Raw genomic sequence first — 15,311 nt, 5'->3', positions numbered from 1 at the left:
GACGACGGAGTCGTTTATCCTTGTCTCATATGCCTACCATCAATAACAGCTTGGTCCAATACCACTTCGTGTAAGCTAGCGTTTCTCTCACTTCATGGTAAGGCATGAAGAGCACCTCTGACTTCGTAGATGAAATAAGAGGCTTCTTCAAGCCGATCGTTTCCGCGATATCAAGTGAACGAGAACCATGAAATTGATGGGTCATGATAATCGAACTTACCAGACCTTGCTCGTCCATAATTTGCTTGCTGTAAAGTAAATTCTCATAGGTACTTGTCGCCCGCGGCTCTATTAAAATGCTTTTGGCTGGAAGTCCTTTTTTAACCAAATAATTACGCATTCCCTCCGCCTCTGTTAGTTTGGAACCGTTATGATCCAGACCTCCGGAGACGATCAGTTGTTTGAACCGTCCCTCTTTATAAAGGGCAATAGCCAAATCTAGACGCTCCTGGAGACCAGGGCTGGGGATATCTTGGCGCAAGGAAGCACCTAGAACAATACCCACGTCAACTTGCTTAGGCAGCGTTTGATCAGGAGCAATTTGAACTTTCCACTGGATGTAGAGGATCCAAGCGACAAGCAAGATGAACACGGTAACTACAATTCGAAACACTTTCGTAAGCATACGGTTGAACGTAGATTTTTGCCCAGTTCGTCGGCGTTTTTTCGGTGTTGGAGAGATGGCTCGTTGTTTCTTATTCATGTTTGGCTGTGCAGTCATCCGTGCTACTCCTTATCCAAAAATGCACTGACTTGACGAAACAACGTGGCCGCATCCTCACTCAGACAAATCAAATGATTAGATCTCGAATGCCAATGGAGCTCGCGCTGTCCTTTAAGCTTACTATAGATGTACCGCGCACTTTGCGGATGAATAACATGGTCTCGTTCAGACTGCGCGATGAGTGTTGGGATGCTTACTTGACTTAATTCTGGTTTCAAATGCCGGACGAGTTGCGTAAACTGCCATGTTGCTCGAAGCGGTATGGATTTCGCTTTAGTAATGCTGATTTTCCGTTGATATTTCCACTCATCTCGAATGACATCCAGCATTCTTCTAGGACTGACATAAATGACTGCCGTGTTCAAAAGGATCAGTCTGCGAACCGGATATCGAACGGATAGGTACGCGGCCAGCAGCCCTCCCATCGAGAAGCCTACCATATCAAATGATCCATATTGGACCGTCATGCGCTCCGCATGCTTTTCAGCTTCGCGTACCCAATCTTCCCAATGGGAATCTTTTAAGTGATGACTGGATTCTCCGTTCCATGGGAGTCTCGGGACCTCACAAAGCTGCCCATGTTCACGTAAATGCCGTGCTAATGGCTCAACCTCATAAGGTCCACCGGTGAATCCATGGAACAATAAACATGGTTGTTTCACGCGGTTTTCTCTCCTATCCATCCTTTACTTTTTAGCTTATGATATTCTATTTTTCTTTAATGACGATCGTGTTAATCGTTACTTTTTCTTTTGGCTTGCTTGGTGTGGATTCGCCACCCATCTCAACAGGTGTTTCGGCGATTTTGGTTATTGTTGCCATGCCTTCTGGCGTTACTTTGCCGAAAATCGAATAGTCAGGCTTTTTATTTAGATTCGCACAATCTTCTCCCGAACAAATGAAAAACTGACTGCCATTCGTATTGGGTCCTGAATTCGCCATCGCGACAATGCCGGGTTCATATTTATGCGATGTTTTCAACTCATCAGCAAACTTGTAACCGGGACCTCCTCTGCCTGTTCCAAGCGGATCTCCGGTTTGAATCATAAATGTTTTGATAATGCGGTGAAACGTCACATTGTTATAAAAGCCTTCTTTGGACAGAAACACAAAATTGTTCACGGTATTTGGAGCTTCCTTAGCAAACAGATCAATGGTAAATGATCCCTTTGAAGTTGTGACTTCAGCTTGATAGGCTTTGTTCGGATCAATCGTCATATCCGGCGCTTTGCTCCATTGCTTAGGAGCTGAAGTTGGCGATGCCGCTGGGGATGCTGCAGAAGATGCAGCAGGTGCCGTTGCGCCGCTCTTTGGCGTCGCTGTGCCGCTGGCAGATTCAGTAGGTTTGTTGCCGCAGGCTGACGCGATTAGAGTTAACGCGATTAAAGTGAGCGGAAATAACTTAGTAGGTTTAAGCATGTTGAAATGCAAATTCATTGAAAATTCCTCCGTAGTATGTAGGTTTAGTGTGGGACCCGCGATACGCGGGTCTAGTTTCGTTTTTTACTTAGCAAGATAAAAAATAGTTGCTGTTCCCCTATAAAGCTGTTTTTACATCGTTAAATAGGATTATAGGCTAGCCATGTGGACTTTAAGGATGATAAGTTACTATAACTTCGGCACAATCACCTGTCCCCCGTCTTGCTTGCCATCCTTCGGCTTTTCCTCGGAACCATCAACCGGCTTATTAGCCGGTAATGGGGTAGGACTTGGACTTGGGTTGTTGTTTGGCGTTGGACTTGTTCCAGGCTTACTAGTGCTTCCGGGCGATGGCGTAGGCTTCGCACCCGGTGACAGCGTTGGCTCAAGAGGATTCTTGCCTGGTGATGTAGACGGCGAAACCAGTGGTGATGGTGACGCCTTGATACCGTCAGGTAGTGTCCCATCCTTCGGTATTTCGACAGAAACTACATTCGATTTGGCACCTTCCAAATTTGAGTCCAAATTAAGGGGTACAACGTAATATTGATACGTCTCTTCACTGCTAATCGTAGTATCATTCACCTCAGGTACAGCCGCTTGAGTCAGCATCTTCGGCTCTGTGTCTTTGGTACCTTTGCGATACAATTGATAAGCGATCTTCTCACCCAGTGATGTCCAAGTTAATTTAACCAACTTCATTTCAGGTACATACACAGCCGTTAAATCCGTAATCCCTTTTGGCGGTTCCGTTAGATCAGGCACTCCATCGGGCTTAACGAAGTTCGTCATAGGTCTACCATCCAGCGACTTCGACATCACTTCTTTAAAGATAGCCGACGGGCTTCCGCTGCCGATGGTGACATAGTGCTTCGCATCTACTTTATCGAAGCCTTCCCAAACGGCCGCTGTCCACTCCGGCGTATAGCCGACAAACCACACATCACGATCATATTTTTCAATTCCCTTGATGTCCAGTCCAGCTGTTCCCGTTTTGCCGGCTACTGGGCGGTTGAATTTCGCTTTGGTCCCCGTACCGCCTGGTTCTACAACACCCTGAAGCAGCAGCGTCATATAATAGGCAGTTTTAGGTTGAATAACCTGTTTCTTCTCCGGCTTATAAACAGCGATATCTTTATCATGCGCATCCGTAATGCGTAGAATCGCATGCGTTTTATTTTGCATCCCTTGGTTAGCAAAAGCTGTGTACGCCGTCGCCATTTGCAATGGTGAAACGCCATCCGTAAGTCCGCCCAGCGCAATGGACAAGTTTTGATCCTTTTCTTTATTGAGCGGAGTCCCGATCTTATTCGCAAATTCAATCGCTTTAGGCACTTTAATTTGATCTAAAAGCCAAACAGGTGCCAAATTATAAGATTTTTTAACTGCTTCAAACATTGTTACTTGCCCATGCGTAGTACGGTCATAGTTACGAGGGGAGTACGTCCCGTTACCAAAACTCGTCTGTGTATCATCGAGAATGGAATACGGCGTATAGTTCCCGCTCTCAAGTGCAGGACCGTAAGCCGCAATCGGCTTGAACGAAGAGCCTGGTTGTCTTTTGGAATAAACGCGACTGAAGCCTTTTTGTTTGTAATCCCGGCCGCCTATCAACGCCATCAAGCCGCCTGTTTTGTTATCCACTATAACCATTGAACTTTGAATCTTTTGACCATCAGCAGCATCGTTCTGGAAAAAGCTTGGATTCGCATAAGTCTTCTCCATCACTTGTTGCGCTTTCTCATTCATGGTCGTATAGATGTGGTAACCTTTGGTCAGTAACTCATCTTCGTCGATTCCATACACATTTTCGGCTTCATCTACAACATAATCCAAAAAAGTCGCATAATTCTTGGTGCCTTGACTAGACGTTGTAGGCGGAACATAATCCACTGCTGCAGCTTCAGCACGCTCGGCCTCTGTAATATAACCTTGCTCAGTCATCAGCCTAAGAACGACAGCTCGACGTTCCTTCGATAAGTCCGGATGAGCGAGTGGCGAATATGTCGAAGGCGCTTTTGGCAAAGCAGCCAGTGTCGCCATTTCCCATATTTTCAAATCGTTCAGGTTGGATTTACCGAAATACACCTTGGCTGCTGCTTTAATGCCATAAGCGTTACTGCCGAAGAAAATACGATTTAAATATTTCTCAAGAATTTCATCCTTGCTGAACCGTTCATCTAATGCAAAAGCGATAGACATTTCCGTCCCTTTACGAAATGCTGTTTTCTCGGAACTCAGGAACACATTTTTAGCGAGCTGCTGGGTAATTGTACTTCCACCCTCTACAGCGCTCATATGAATAATATCTTTAACGAGCGCTCTCCCAATGGATATAAAATCAACACCCGAATGCTCGTTAAACCGACGATCTTCCGTTGCAATGAAGGCTTGCTTTAAACGCTCTGGAACATCTTTGATGTTCACACTTTCTCGATTTTCACCTTTATAGATTTTGCCAATTTCCTTTGCTGTCTTGTCTTTTCCTTCTTCTTGCGCATAAATGAGCGTTGATTCACTCGCCGTATCGATCTTATCAATGTTGTTATCGAGAATTTTAAAACCGTTCATAATAACGACGATATAAATGCCCATTGCACAAATAATAGCCAGAATGGCTGCAATAATCGAACCCATAATAAATTGACGAGCGTTAAATCCCTTTTTCTTAGAGCCTTTGTTGCTTCCTTGTGGTTTCGTCTTTGTATTCGCAGCTGTTTTCTTATTCGTAGGTTTCTCCAAATCCATCGACTCCCTCGTTGTTCATTTCTCTAGTAGTAACCAACAAAAGAACAACCTTAAACAAGGTTGCTCCCACAAGTTTCTATTCGGTTAGACGATTTAATCCATAAAAAAGTTGCATACTTAAACGTTCGAGTACGGATTATTCCGAAGCTTCAGCAGCAGCCATTAAAGAAACAGCCCGTTGCGGCGTGAAGGTGGAGATGGCATGTTTGTAAACCATTTGTTGACGGCCTTCACTGTCAATGATGATCGTGAAGTTGTCAAAAGCGCGAATTAGTCCTCTGATTTGAAACCCATTGGTTAAATATACGGTAACGGGAATGCTTTCTTTACGTAGCTGATTAAGAAAATTGTCCTGGATATTAATGGATCTATTCATCAGTGGTCCCCCTCAATGGAATGAAACTATCGCCAGAAGGCGCTATTTTCTATTGGTGTATTTGTTAATTATATTCAATTTTATGTACAAACTTTCCTGCTAGTATATCATTAATAATTCGGAAATGGGCAGAAAAATTTGCTGATTCCGTCACATCCACCCAGTGAATGTCTTTCATATGCCGAAACCATGACAATTGGCGCTTAGCAAATCGGCGTGTGTCGCGTTTGAGAAGCGTTACAGCTTCCTCTAAACTCAATTCACCTTCCAGATAGCTGACGATTTCTTTGTAACCAAGTGCTTGCATGGAAATCGCTTGCTTGGGACAGCCTGCGGCAAGAATCGATTGAACTTCCCGGGTAAGCCCCTCCTGCATCATCGCGTCGATACGTTCCTCAATACGCTTGTACAGCCGTGCACGATCCATCGTCAGTCCAATGATACATAGTTCGTAAGGAGACTCTTTTTTCTGGGCCGCCAAATGGGCAGTCATCGTTTCACCTGAGATATAGTAAATCTCAAGAGCTCGTATTACACGTCTACGATCATTGGCATGAAGTCGGTCAGCGCTCTCGGGATCAATATCACGCAGCTTCTGATGCAGCGCCTCGTCCCCATGCTCAGTAGCGAACGCTTCCTGTTCTTGGCGGAAAGCTTCATCCATACTGACTTCCGTGAATTGATAATCGTAACACACAGACTCGATATAAAGGCCTGTACCTCCTACAATAAATGGAAGCTTCCCACGCGCATGAATGTCCAGAATCAATGCTTTTACACGCTCTTGAAACTCAGCCGCCGAAAAGGGATAAGAAGGATCATGAATATCAATCAAATGATGCGGGACAAGCTTTTGCTCAGCTTCACTCGCTTTGGCTGTTCCAATATCCATACCTCGATACACCTGCATGGAATCTCCGGAAATAATTTCGCAGCCAAACTTCTGAGCGATTTCTAAACTTAACTTGGTCTTGCCAACTGCCGTGGGACCTAGCAGCACGAGTAATTTCGGCTTGGCTGATGGGACTAACACAGTCGAATCACTCCATACGTTGTTTTGGTCGTCGATCGCAATACATGCTCGAACCCGAGCCGGGCAAATTCTCTACTGTCTCTGTTTTCTTTGAGCACAATGCTCTTGCGTGCAACTCTTTTAGCCTCTTCGATAGATGCCATACTGACAGCTTCATCGTTCGCATTGCGTCTAAGATGAGAAATCGCTTGAGATTCCTCAATCGGACTGCGAAACATCGGGTCAAAATAGACAACATCCACACTTTGCGGTGCCAATTGCTGCAAATACGCGAGGTGATCTGTCTTTCTAACCGTGATGCGCCTCATAGCCTCGTTAAGCTCGGGAATTTCCGATTCATAAACGGCTAAACCCTCTTGTATCAGCATAGCTGGAATCTTTTCGCTTTCAAGTGCCGTGACGGTTCCCTGCGGGCCGACAGCAAAGGAGAACACGATAGAATCCGACGCTAAACCTGCTGTACAATCCACGATATCATCGCCAAATGCTGCACCAGAAGCCTCAATTAATAAATCGGCTTCGCCTCGCTGCATACGTTTGACACGAACGAGCGCCATACTTGGATGAAAAAAATACGCAGGTTGGTCATCTCCATAGTACCTGATCTCATCTCTTGTCACAAGCAGAAGGGAATCATCTTTATAATTTTTCCTAAGATGTTCCAAAGAATACTTCCTTCGGGGCACGACTCGACCGCCATAAGCAGCAGCCAATCGCACGGCTTTGTCCAACAAATCGCTGGACGGATTATACGAAGTTGTCACTAACACGGGTTTACATCACTCTCTTAAACATTTTTTCCAGTTCATAAGTCGTAAAGCTGACGACAATCGGCCGTCCATGCGGGCAAGTGTAAGGATTACGGCAGCCTGCTAGCCGATCGATCAGCGTTTCCATCTCAAGAACACTTAGTCCTTGATTGGCTTTGATCGATGCTTTGCAAGAGCACATAATAGCCGCCTTTTCCCTTAGTTTGGCGATGTCTACAGCTTTTTTCTCGCTGAGAACCCACTCACACATTTCCTCGACGATCCCCTTCTCTTCTCCTGACGGAAACCAGTGAGGATGCGCACGGACAAGAAACGTATTCCCTCCGAAAGCCTCCATATACACGCCTGATTGCTCAAAAAGCGACAGCTTCTCGGCAATAAGACCTGCTTCAGACGGTGTAAACTCTAAAGTAATAGGAACCAGTAATTCTTGGCTTGCCTCAGCAGGATTGCCAAAACGCTCGTAATAATATTCATAATTAATTCGTTCATGCGCAGCATGCTGATCAATCAGGAACAAGCCTTCTTCATTTTGAGCGACCAAATAAGTGCCATGCATTTGTCCAATTGGATCCAATCTTGGAAAAGCGGGAAGCATAGGAGCCTCGCCTTCCTGTTTAGAGGGCAGTAGGTCCATGAACGCTTCATTCGTCCGGCGCTGCTGCTGAATCGACGCACTTCTGGGATTGCCTCCAGCAGGAGACGAGTAGCTGTTGTTTGACGGCGATGATGGACGACTCGAAAATGAAGCTCCTGAGGCTCCAGAGGCTGTCGAAGCCGTCGAGCTTCTTTGCGGCTCATCTGCAGGTGGCCGGGAAGTTACCACCGATTCTGGTCGGTACGATGTAACGGCCTCCTTCACTTGCGGCAAAACCATGCGGTCTGAATCCACGAATACACGTTTAATCGTAGAATCAGGATTCGGTTTAGGTATCGCAGATGAAGCTTCTGGCGTAGATGAGCTTGATCCAGCTGTGGGCTCAACCGTTCTAGTAAGATCCAGCTGTTCCTGAACATATGCGCCCTTAGGTGCTGCCGGCTTCATCCCTTGCGGGATCAGCACCTGCCTCCCAAAAAGCCGCTTCACTTCGGCTTCGATTAACGCGGTTAGCTCCGCTTCTTTACTGAAGCGAACCTCAAGCTTAGATGGATGCACATTCACATCCACTAAGGCAGGGTCCATCCCGATGTGGAGCACAGCCACCGGGTAGCGGTTGATCGGCAGCAGGGTATGATAACCCTGCAGCAGCGCTTGATTCAGCGCGAAGTTGCGCACGTAACGACCATTCACGATGGTCGAGATGCCGCCGCGGTTCGCGCGGGTCATTTCGGGCTTCGCCACGAAGCCCGTGATGGTATAGTCCAAGCTTTCTACTTGGAGAGGAAGCATTTGTTTGCCGATTGCCGTACCGTAGATGCCGGCGATGACCTGAAGCAAGTCTCCGTTGCCCAACGTTTGAAGCAGGAGATTGCTGTTATGTTTCAACGAAAAGGCGATACCAGGGTGAGCCAGCGCTAATCTATACAAATAATCGGAGATATGGCCAAGCTCAGTTTGGATCGTTTTCATATATTTCAACCGTGCCGGTGTGTTGTAGAACAATTCCCTCACCGACACTTCAGTCCCACGGGAAGCAGCGGTTTCTTCGACACTGCGAATCGTGCCGCCTTCAATGGAAATTTTCCGCCCCAGTCCATCATTCGTAGAGCTAGTTACACACTCTAGCCTAGACACGGACGCTATACTCGGCAAAGCCTCGCCACGAAAGCCTAATGTTCGTATAGAGAATAAGTCTTTACTTGTTGCGATTTTACTCGTCGCATGACGCTGAAAAGCTAATTCGCAATCTTCAAAAGCCATACCGGAGCCGTTATCGGACACCCGAATCAGCTGAAGACCGCCCTCTTCAATCGTCACATCAATCCGAGTACTGCCGGCATCCACTGAGTTCTCGACGAGTTCTTTCACTACAGAAGAAGGCCGTTCAACCACTTCCCCTGCGGCGATTTGGTTCGCAATATGTTCGCTTAAGAGCTGGATTTTACCCATATTTCTTAGTTCCCCTTTACAGCGTGAATGGAAACATTCTCCCCTTGATCCTTCACTTGCAGCTGTGGAAAATAATCATCAAAGAGATCAACATTGACGTAGCTAGTCCCATTTTCAATGATTAGCTTGTCAGCTTCTACAGGTATGGAATGCGTTCCTTTACTATCGGAAATATCGACCGTGCGAGTCGCCTCGTTCCATGTAATCGTTGCTCCAATAAGTGCCGCTAGGCCGCGAGTTGATGCATATAATTTGCCATTTTCACGGAAATTACCGAATCCGCTTCCTATTTCTACACCGTTATAAGTCACACTGTGCTTGGAAATCTCGACGTTAATATCTGTAATCCCTGCTGTCTGTAAAGCGGTGATCAATTGAGCAGAAGCCCCGTCCACTTTGATGTCCGGTGTAATTCCGACTTTGTTGACTTTACGCTTATTCGGCGTTAAATACTCTTCAACCGTCACTTTCAGCGCACTGTTATTATCCAATTGATAAAGCTGTTGTACGCTGCCTTTGCCATACGTTTGCATGCCGATCACTTTGGCAACGTTGTAGTCCTGCAGTGCGCCTGACAGCACTTCCGAAGCGCTAGCGCTATACTCATTGGCTAAAATATAAACTGGAATAGACAATTCCGTTCCGCCCGTGATCAACACCGGATCATCCACACCATTGCGGTCTCTGGTATGAATCAGAACGCCTTCTTTGACAAAATGCTTGGCAATGTTCTGAGCCGTATCCACAAGACCTCCTGGATTATTACGAACATCAATGATCAAAGATTTCAAACCTTTTGCCTGCAGATCCGTAAGTTGTTTACCAAAATCCTCGTCCGCATCGCTTGAGAAATCCGTTATTTGAATGTAACCAACACCATTCGTGAAGCTCTTGCTATACACTTCAGGTACATTGATCCCTTTGCGAGTAATCTCCACGGTTAACTCTTTGTCGCCGCGTTGAACGGTAACTTTAACTTTCGTCCCAGCTACACCAACGATTTTGTTTCTGACTTCATCGATAGAGGTTGTAGAAGCAGGAACGCCATCCACGGCGCGGACATAGTCATCACGCTGCAAGCCGGCTGATTCAGCAGATGAACCTGCAAAAACCTCGGATAAATACACACCTTTGTCATCAATTCCGATTCGAGCGCCCATGCCAACGTAATTATTTTCTAAGGAGCTGGAGAACTGCCCGTACTCTTCTTGGCTGAAAAATACGGTATATGGATCTTTCAGACCTTCTACCATTTGTTTGATGCTTTGATTAGCAAGCGCTTCTTCCGTTACACCACTCACGTGCAGCTTGCCAATGATTTCTCTGACTTGCTGTGTTTGTAAATCCTCTTGTGCCAAAGCATTCAAGGGCAGAACCGTCATAAGAGCCGACGCCAGTGCTAGTGTAACCTTCATTGTTCTCATTCTTGGTTGTTTCATGTGCTTCTCTCCTCGAAAATATATGATTAGGCCTTAAGAACGTGGGAAGCAAGCTATTGCAGCTTTTGCTTCCATTCGTATACTAAATTGAGCGCCTGCAGCGGCGTCATATTGATTAAATCGATCCCCTTCAGCTGGTCGAGCACCAGCTGAGATTTGCCGTCAGGCTGCTTTTTCTTGGCAGCCGTGTTTGCCGTGCTGTCGTCCTCGAAGAGGGACAGCTGTTGTACGGGAGCTGCGGCCACCGGGACGGCAGCCGTCGTTGCGGCGATCTGCGCAGCACCCGCCGCCCGCTCTTCAAACCCATTCAGCAGCTCATAGGAGCGCTGAATGATGTCCTCGGGCAGCCCTGCGATTTCGGCACAATAGATGCCGTAACTCGTACTCGCTGCCCCCGGGATGAGCTTGCGCAGGAAGGTCACCTGCCTGCCGCTCTCTTTCACAGCCATGCAGTGGTTGCGCAGATGCACGAGGCTTTCTTCCAGATGCGCAAGCTCGTGGAAATGCGTCGAAACGAGCGTCTTGCAGCCGATCCGGTCATGCAGGAACTCGATGACCGCCTGCGCGATCGCCATCCCTTCCCCGGTCGAGGTGCCGCGGCCAAGCTCATCGATGATGACGAGGCTTTTGCTCGTCGCCTTCTCGGTCATCACTTGGATGTCCATCATCTCGACCATGAACGTACTCTGGCCGCCGATCAGATCATCGGCAGCGCCGATCCGCGTGAAGATTCGGTCGGTGACCGGAATGCGCGCAGATCTGGCAGGTACGAAACAGCCGATCTGCGCCATCAAGCAGATTACGGCAACCTGCCGCATATAGGTACTTTTACCGGCCATGTTCGGTCCGGTAATCAGCAGTATGCGGCCCTGTTCCAGCAGCAGGCTCGTTTCGTTCGCGATGAACGAGCCGTCTTGAATGACCGCCTCCACGACAGGGTGGCGGCCTTCTTCAATCTCGAGATCGAAGCCTTCGCCGATCTCCGGCTTGCGGTAATGATGCGCAGCGCTGACTGTGGCCAGCGACTGATAAACGTCGGCGGTAGCGATCACTTCCGCCAGCTTCTGTAATCTGGAGATATGCCCGGAGATCCGGTCGCGAAGCTCCGTGAACAGCTCGTACTCCAGATCAACCATTTTATCCTGCGCTTCCAGAATGAGCGCTTCTTTCTCTTTGAGCTCCGGCGTTACGTAGCGCTCGGCGTTCGCAAGTGTCTGCTTGCGTTCGTAGCGGCCTTCCTGCAGCGCGGACATGTTCGCTTTGGTGACCTCAATAAAATAACCGAACACTTTGTTGTAGCCGATTTTGAGCGACTTGATGCCAGTCGCCTCTCGCTCCTGACGCTCGAGCTCCGCGATCCACTGCTTCCCGTTCTTACTAGCTTCCCGGAGTTGATCTAAGTATGGCTGGTAGCCTTCGCGGATCATTCCGCCATCCCGAATGGATACAGGTGGCTCATCCTCGATGGCATTAGCAATCCATGACATCACATCTTCACAGGCATCCATATTTTCGACGAGTTTGCGAAGCGTCTCGGAACCGGAAGCTGCACAAACTTCTTGAAGAAGCGGAACCTGCTGCAAGGAGTGCTTGAGAGCGATCATATCGCGAGCGTTCGCATTCCCGTAGGAAATACGAGCAACTAAACGCTCCAAATCGTAGACTTCCTTCAACGCTTGCTTCACATCTTCTCTGATAATGAGCTGATTGTAGAGCAGATTGACAGCTTCCAGACGCTCTTCAATGCGTGATACGCTCATGAGGGGCTTTTCGATCCAACGGCGCAGCATCCGAGCGCCCATCGCTGTCACTGTTTTGTCGAGCAGCCAAAGCAAAGAACCTTTTTTCGCGCGTTCACGCACCGTTTCAACGAGTTCAAGATTTCTACGTGTAAAAGGATCCATCGTCATGAATTGATCGGGCTCATATACCCGGATATGCTTCACGTGTGTCAATGCTCGTTTTTGCGTTTCTTTCAAATAGGCAAGCAGCAAGGCAACACCTTGTCGATTCAAAGCTGATAAAGCAGGCAGAGCGGCATCCTCAGCAAAGTGCTCATCCAGCAGGTTTTCATCCGCTTGCGTCCATTCCGTCAGCACTGTGCTGCGCCCCCATGTGAGGCCTGTTTCCCGAATTGTTGTCAATAAGCCCTTATCCGTAATGATCTCCGAAGGATTATATACATTGAGTTCATCAACGACGAGTTCCCATGAGTTAGAAAGTCGTGTTGTATATAGTTCACCCGTTGAAATATCGCATGCCGTAAAGGCATAACCTTGTTCCTGACTAACTAGAGAAACGATGTAATTGTTGCTCGATTCGCCCAGCAGCTTGCTATCCATGACGGTTCCCGGCGTAACGATACGAACAATCTCACGTCGCACGACACCTTTGGCTTCAGCAGGGTCTTCAACTTGCTCGCATATGGCGACTTTAAACCCTTTCTCGATTAACCGAGACATGTAATTGTCCGCCGCGTGATGAGGAACACCGCACATAGGAATTTTCTCTTCGCCGCCGCCTTCTCTGCCAGTTAACGTAATCTCCAGCTCTCGTGAAGCATTGATCGCATCATCAAAAAACATTTCATAGAAATCACCCAGACGAAAAAACAAAAATGCATCCGGGACTTGCGCCTTCACGGCCAAGTATTGCTGAATCATCGGCGTATATTGGGCCACCTTGCGTTCCTCCAACCAATCACTATATTCATTGTCAAACTCTATGAAACTACTAAACTTCATTTTCATATGGGTGCAAAAAGAATTTCAGAGGGCTAGCCCCTAAAAACGGCTATTTATAAACATTTTCCAATAAATTTCTGAAATAAGAGCCTCTAAAGACTGCTAACCATCAACTTTTATCTCTTTTAACCAAAATAGAAGCTTCAAAAGGCTCTTATTTAATCAGATTTGCTTCATTTTGTAATGATTTCTCGATATAAGAGCCTCTAAAGACCGCTATCGATCCACTTTTATTACTTTTTGCCAAAATAGAAGCTTCTGGAGGCTTTTATTTAATCAAACCGCTTGATCTTCTAATGAATTACGGAAATAAAAGCCCCTAAAGACCGCTAACCATCAACCTGCATCACTTTTATGTAAAATAGCAGCTTCTGGAGGCTCTTATCCAGCTGTAAATACAGCATTTAAATGCGAATCCCCTTGCACAGAATAAAACCATTTCAAATCTCTTATAGATAAACTATTATAACATGATTTGTTCTTCAATAGCTTCTTTACGATGGTAGGGTGCAATTTTCCAAGCTTTGCGAAAATCAGCTCTTTCGTTCCAGGGCTCCATCGACATGATTCTATCTCGAAGACGTTCCAAAACGTCAGCAAATAGGTCATAGCCCTTCAACTGCTCAAGATCCTGCCAAAGCTTCACAACTGTCGCTTGAAGCCGCTGTTTATCCCCACGATAATAGGCCGCCTGAATCTCCGGATCCTGCAGGGGCTGCCGAGGCAGCAGCCAATAGTTGTCAGCAATAAGCGAGGATAGCGCGAACACACCGCGCGTAATATCAGGCGACTGCAGCCAACTCGGCAGGGTGCGGTACTCGAAGCCCCCATGCAACTTCTTGCGGAAGTCGCCTAGGAAGCCGTACCGAGGGCGGCGCTCCCGCGTCGAATCGCCCTCGATCAAAATCAAGGGCAGCGCGAGGTAGTTATCGAGCGCGCGCAAGAGATGCCCATTCAGCCAGCAGCGGCTGAAGTGGATATGTCCGCCGAGGGGGTAGCCCCCGATCGGCATACCCCCCGAGAGCCACGAGAGGCTCTCGTCGATCTTCCGCGCGGCGAGCTGCATCGTAGATCGCAGGTTCCTCGCCAGCTCGCGCGGGTCTGTGCTTGGCTGCGGGCGCAGCTCCGCCAGCGGCAGGATCAAGCGATGCCCGCTGAGCACGACGGCATCGCAGCCGACTTCGCCGTCCCGCGTCAAGAAGCGGTCGGCGAAGACGACCTTGCCCTGCGGGCTGAGCAGCAGGAACTCGGGGTCGCTGCCGAGCATCGCCCGCTCCTTGCGCCGCAGCTCCTTCGCGCAGGCGATCTCATAGCGATCGATCGCCTGCGCGAACAACTGCGTCAGCTTCCCGTTCAGCTTCGGAACGGGATCCACATCTAGTACTAAGGTGTGCCCGCTAGGTAACACACCTATGGTGACAAGGCCATAGTCTAGGCCGAGCGCATAGACAGCTTTTATAGACTCACGGCTAGCCCTTCGGACATGAAAATTGGCACGATCTGGTGTAACTTCTATGTAGGCCGGGTTGGTATTTAATTGTCTTTGATCATAGAGCGCTTTCTCCGATAATAGAAGCGTTTCCTTCTTCTCATAAACAATCAATGTCTGTAAGTGAAATACAGCAACCTTATACTTATGTGTGAATGCCAATCGCTCATCTTTTGCACTTCGGCTATTATGCCAAGCTACGGTTTTGATGCCGTGCAACTGAAGCAGTTCTTCCCGCTTCGAACGATTCTGAGCCCTAAGAATAGCCCTGATAGGCTGCAGAGCCGGCTTCTGCGGCCACTCATCATGAGCAGCTCCCCAATGAATAACGACCGTGCCTCGCCAATCGGCCGGCAGCCTTGTTCCACTGGGTATACGAATGAGATTCGCAAGCTCCAGCGCTTCTTTTTCCTGTGCGTGCAGTAAGAATGTTTCCATCCATTTTGCCCCTTCTCCGTTCTCATTCCATCCTCACAGTCCGTGCATCTGACCCGACTGCCCATTTATTGAAATAAAACA

The 15,311-nt window shown here is 47.8% G+C and carries 11 protein-coding genes; all 11 read right to left on the bottom strand.

Translation table 11 applies throughout. The features are described from left to right. Positions 1 to 25: 25 nt before the first annotated feature. Positions 26 to 721: a YdcF family protein gene (locus tag ASG93_RS32150; protein WP_056838979.1), complete on the bottom strand. Its 696-nt coding sequence runs from the start codon at positions 719 to 721 to the stop codon at positions 26 to 28. A 5-nt stretch (positions 722 to 726) separates the two neighbouring features. Further along, entirely contained in the window at positions 727 to 1,386 is a 660-nt protein-coding gene (locus ASG93_RS32145; RefSeq protein WP_235551034.1) for an alpha/beta hydrolase, read from the bottom strand. A 46-nt stretch (positions 1,387 to 1,432) separates the two neighbouring features. Further along, positions 1,433 to 2,161 (bottom strand): peptidylprolyl isomerase, encoded by a 729-nt coding sequence (locus tag ASG93_RS32140; RefSeq protein ID WP_321166715.1) that lies wholly within the window; start codon positions 2,159 to 2,161, stop codon positions 1,433 to 1,435. A gap of 171 nt (positions 2,162 to 2,332) precedes the next feature. After that, positions 2,333 to 4,891 (bottom strand): PBP1A family penicillin-binding protein, encoded by a 2,559-nt coding sequence (locus tag ASG93_RS32135; protein WP_056838975.1) that lies wholly within the window; start codon positions 4,889 to 4,891, stop codon positions 2,333 to 2,335. A gap of 136 nt (positions 4,892 to 5,027) precedes the next feature. Continuing rightward, complete coding sequence (gene hfq, locus ASG93_RS32130; protein WP_029193229.1) at positions 5,028 to 5,267, bottom strand: RNA chaperone Hfq; 240 nt, start codon at positions 5,265 to 5,267, stop codon at positions 5,028 to 5,030. Positions 5,268 to 5,331: 64 nt separating this feature from the next. After that, a complete protein-coding gene (miaA, locus tag ASG93_RS32125) occupies positions 5,332 to 6,300 on the bottom strand; it encodes a tRNA (adenosine(37)-N6)-dimethylallyltransferase MiaA (protein WP_056838973.1) in 969 nt (322 codons plus the stop codon). Then, positions 6,294 to 7,070 (bottom strand): class I SAM-dependent methyltransferase, encoded by a 777-nt coding sequence (locus tag ASG93_RS32120; protein ID WP_056838971.1) that lies wholly within the window; start codon positions 7,068 to 7,070, stop codon positions 6,294 to 6,296. The genes miaA and ASG93_RS32120 overlap by 7 nt, the downstream gene beginning before the upstream one ends. 4 nt (positions 7,071 to 7,074) lie before the next feature. After that, a complete protein-coding gene (gene mutL, locus ASG93_RS32115) occupies positions 7,075 to 9,120 on the bottom strand; it encodes a DNA mismatch repair endonuclease MutL (RefSeq protein WP_056838969.1) in 2,046 nt (681 codons plus the stop codon). A 5-nt stretch (positions 9,121 to 9,125) separates the two neighbouring features. Beyond that, positions 9,126 to 10,559, bottom strand: a complete 1,434-nt coding sequence (locus ASG93_RS32110) for a S41 family peptidase (protein ID WP_056838966.1) — start codon at positions 10,557 to 10,559, stop codon at positions 9,126 to 9,128. A 53-nt stretch (positions 10,560 to 10,612) separates the two neighbouring features. Continuing rightward, positions 10,613 to 13,240, bottom strand: a complete 2,628-nt coding sequence (gene mutS / locus ASG93_RS32105) for a DNA mismatch repair protein MutS (RefSeq protein WP_056838964.1) — start codon at positions 13,238 to 13,240, stop codon at positions 10,613 to 10,615. A gap of 526 nt (positions 13,241 to 13,766) precedes the next feature. Next, positions 13,767 to 15,230 (bottom strand): putative amidoligase domain-containing protein, encoded by a 1,464-nt coding sequence (locus ASG93_RS32100; protein WP_056838962.1) that lies wholly within the window; start codon positions 15,228 to 15,230, stop codon positions 13,767 to 13,769. Positions 15,231 to 15,311: the final 81 nt, after the last annotated feature.

Source organism: Paenibacillus sp. Soil787 (assembly GCF_001429545.1).
In the GTDB taxonomy this organism is placed as follows: Bacteria; Bacillota; Bacilli; order Paenibacillales; family NBRC-103111; genus Paenibacillus_E.
The sequence above is the reverse complement of the archived record's forward strand: the minus strand, read 5'-3'. Positions and strand labels throughout refer to the sequence as shown.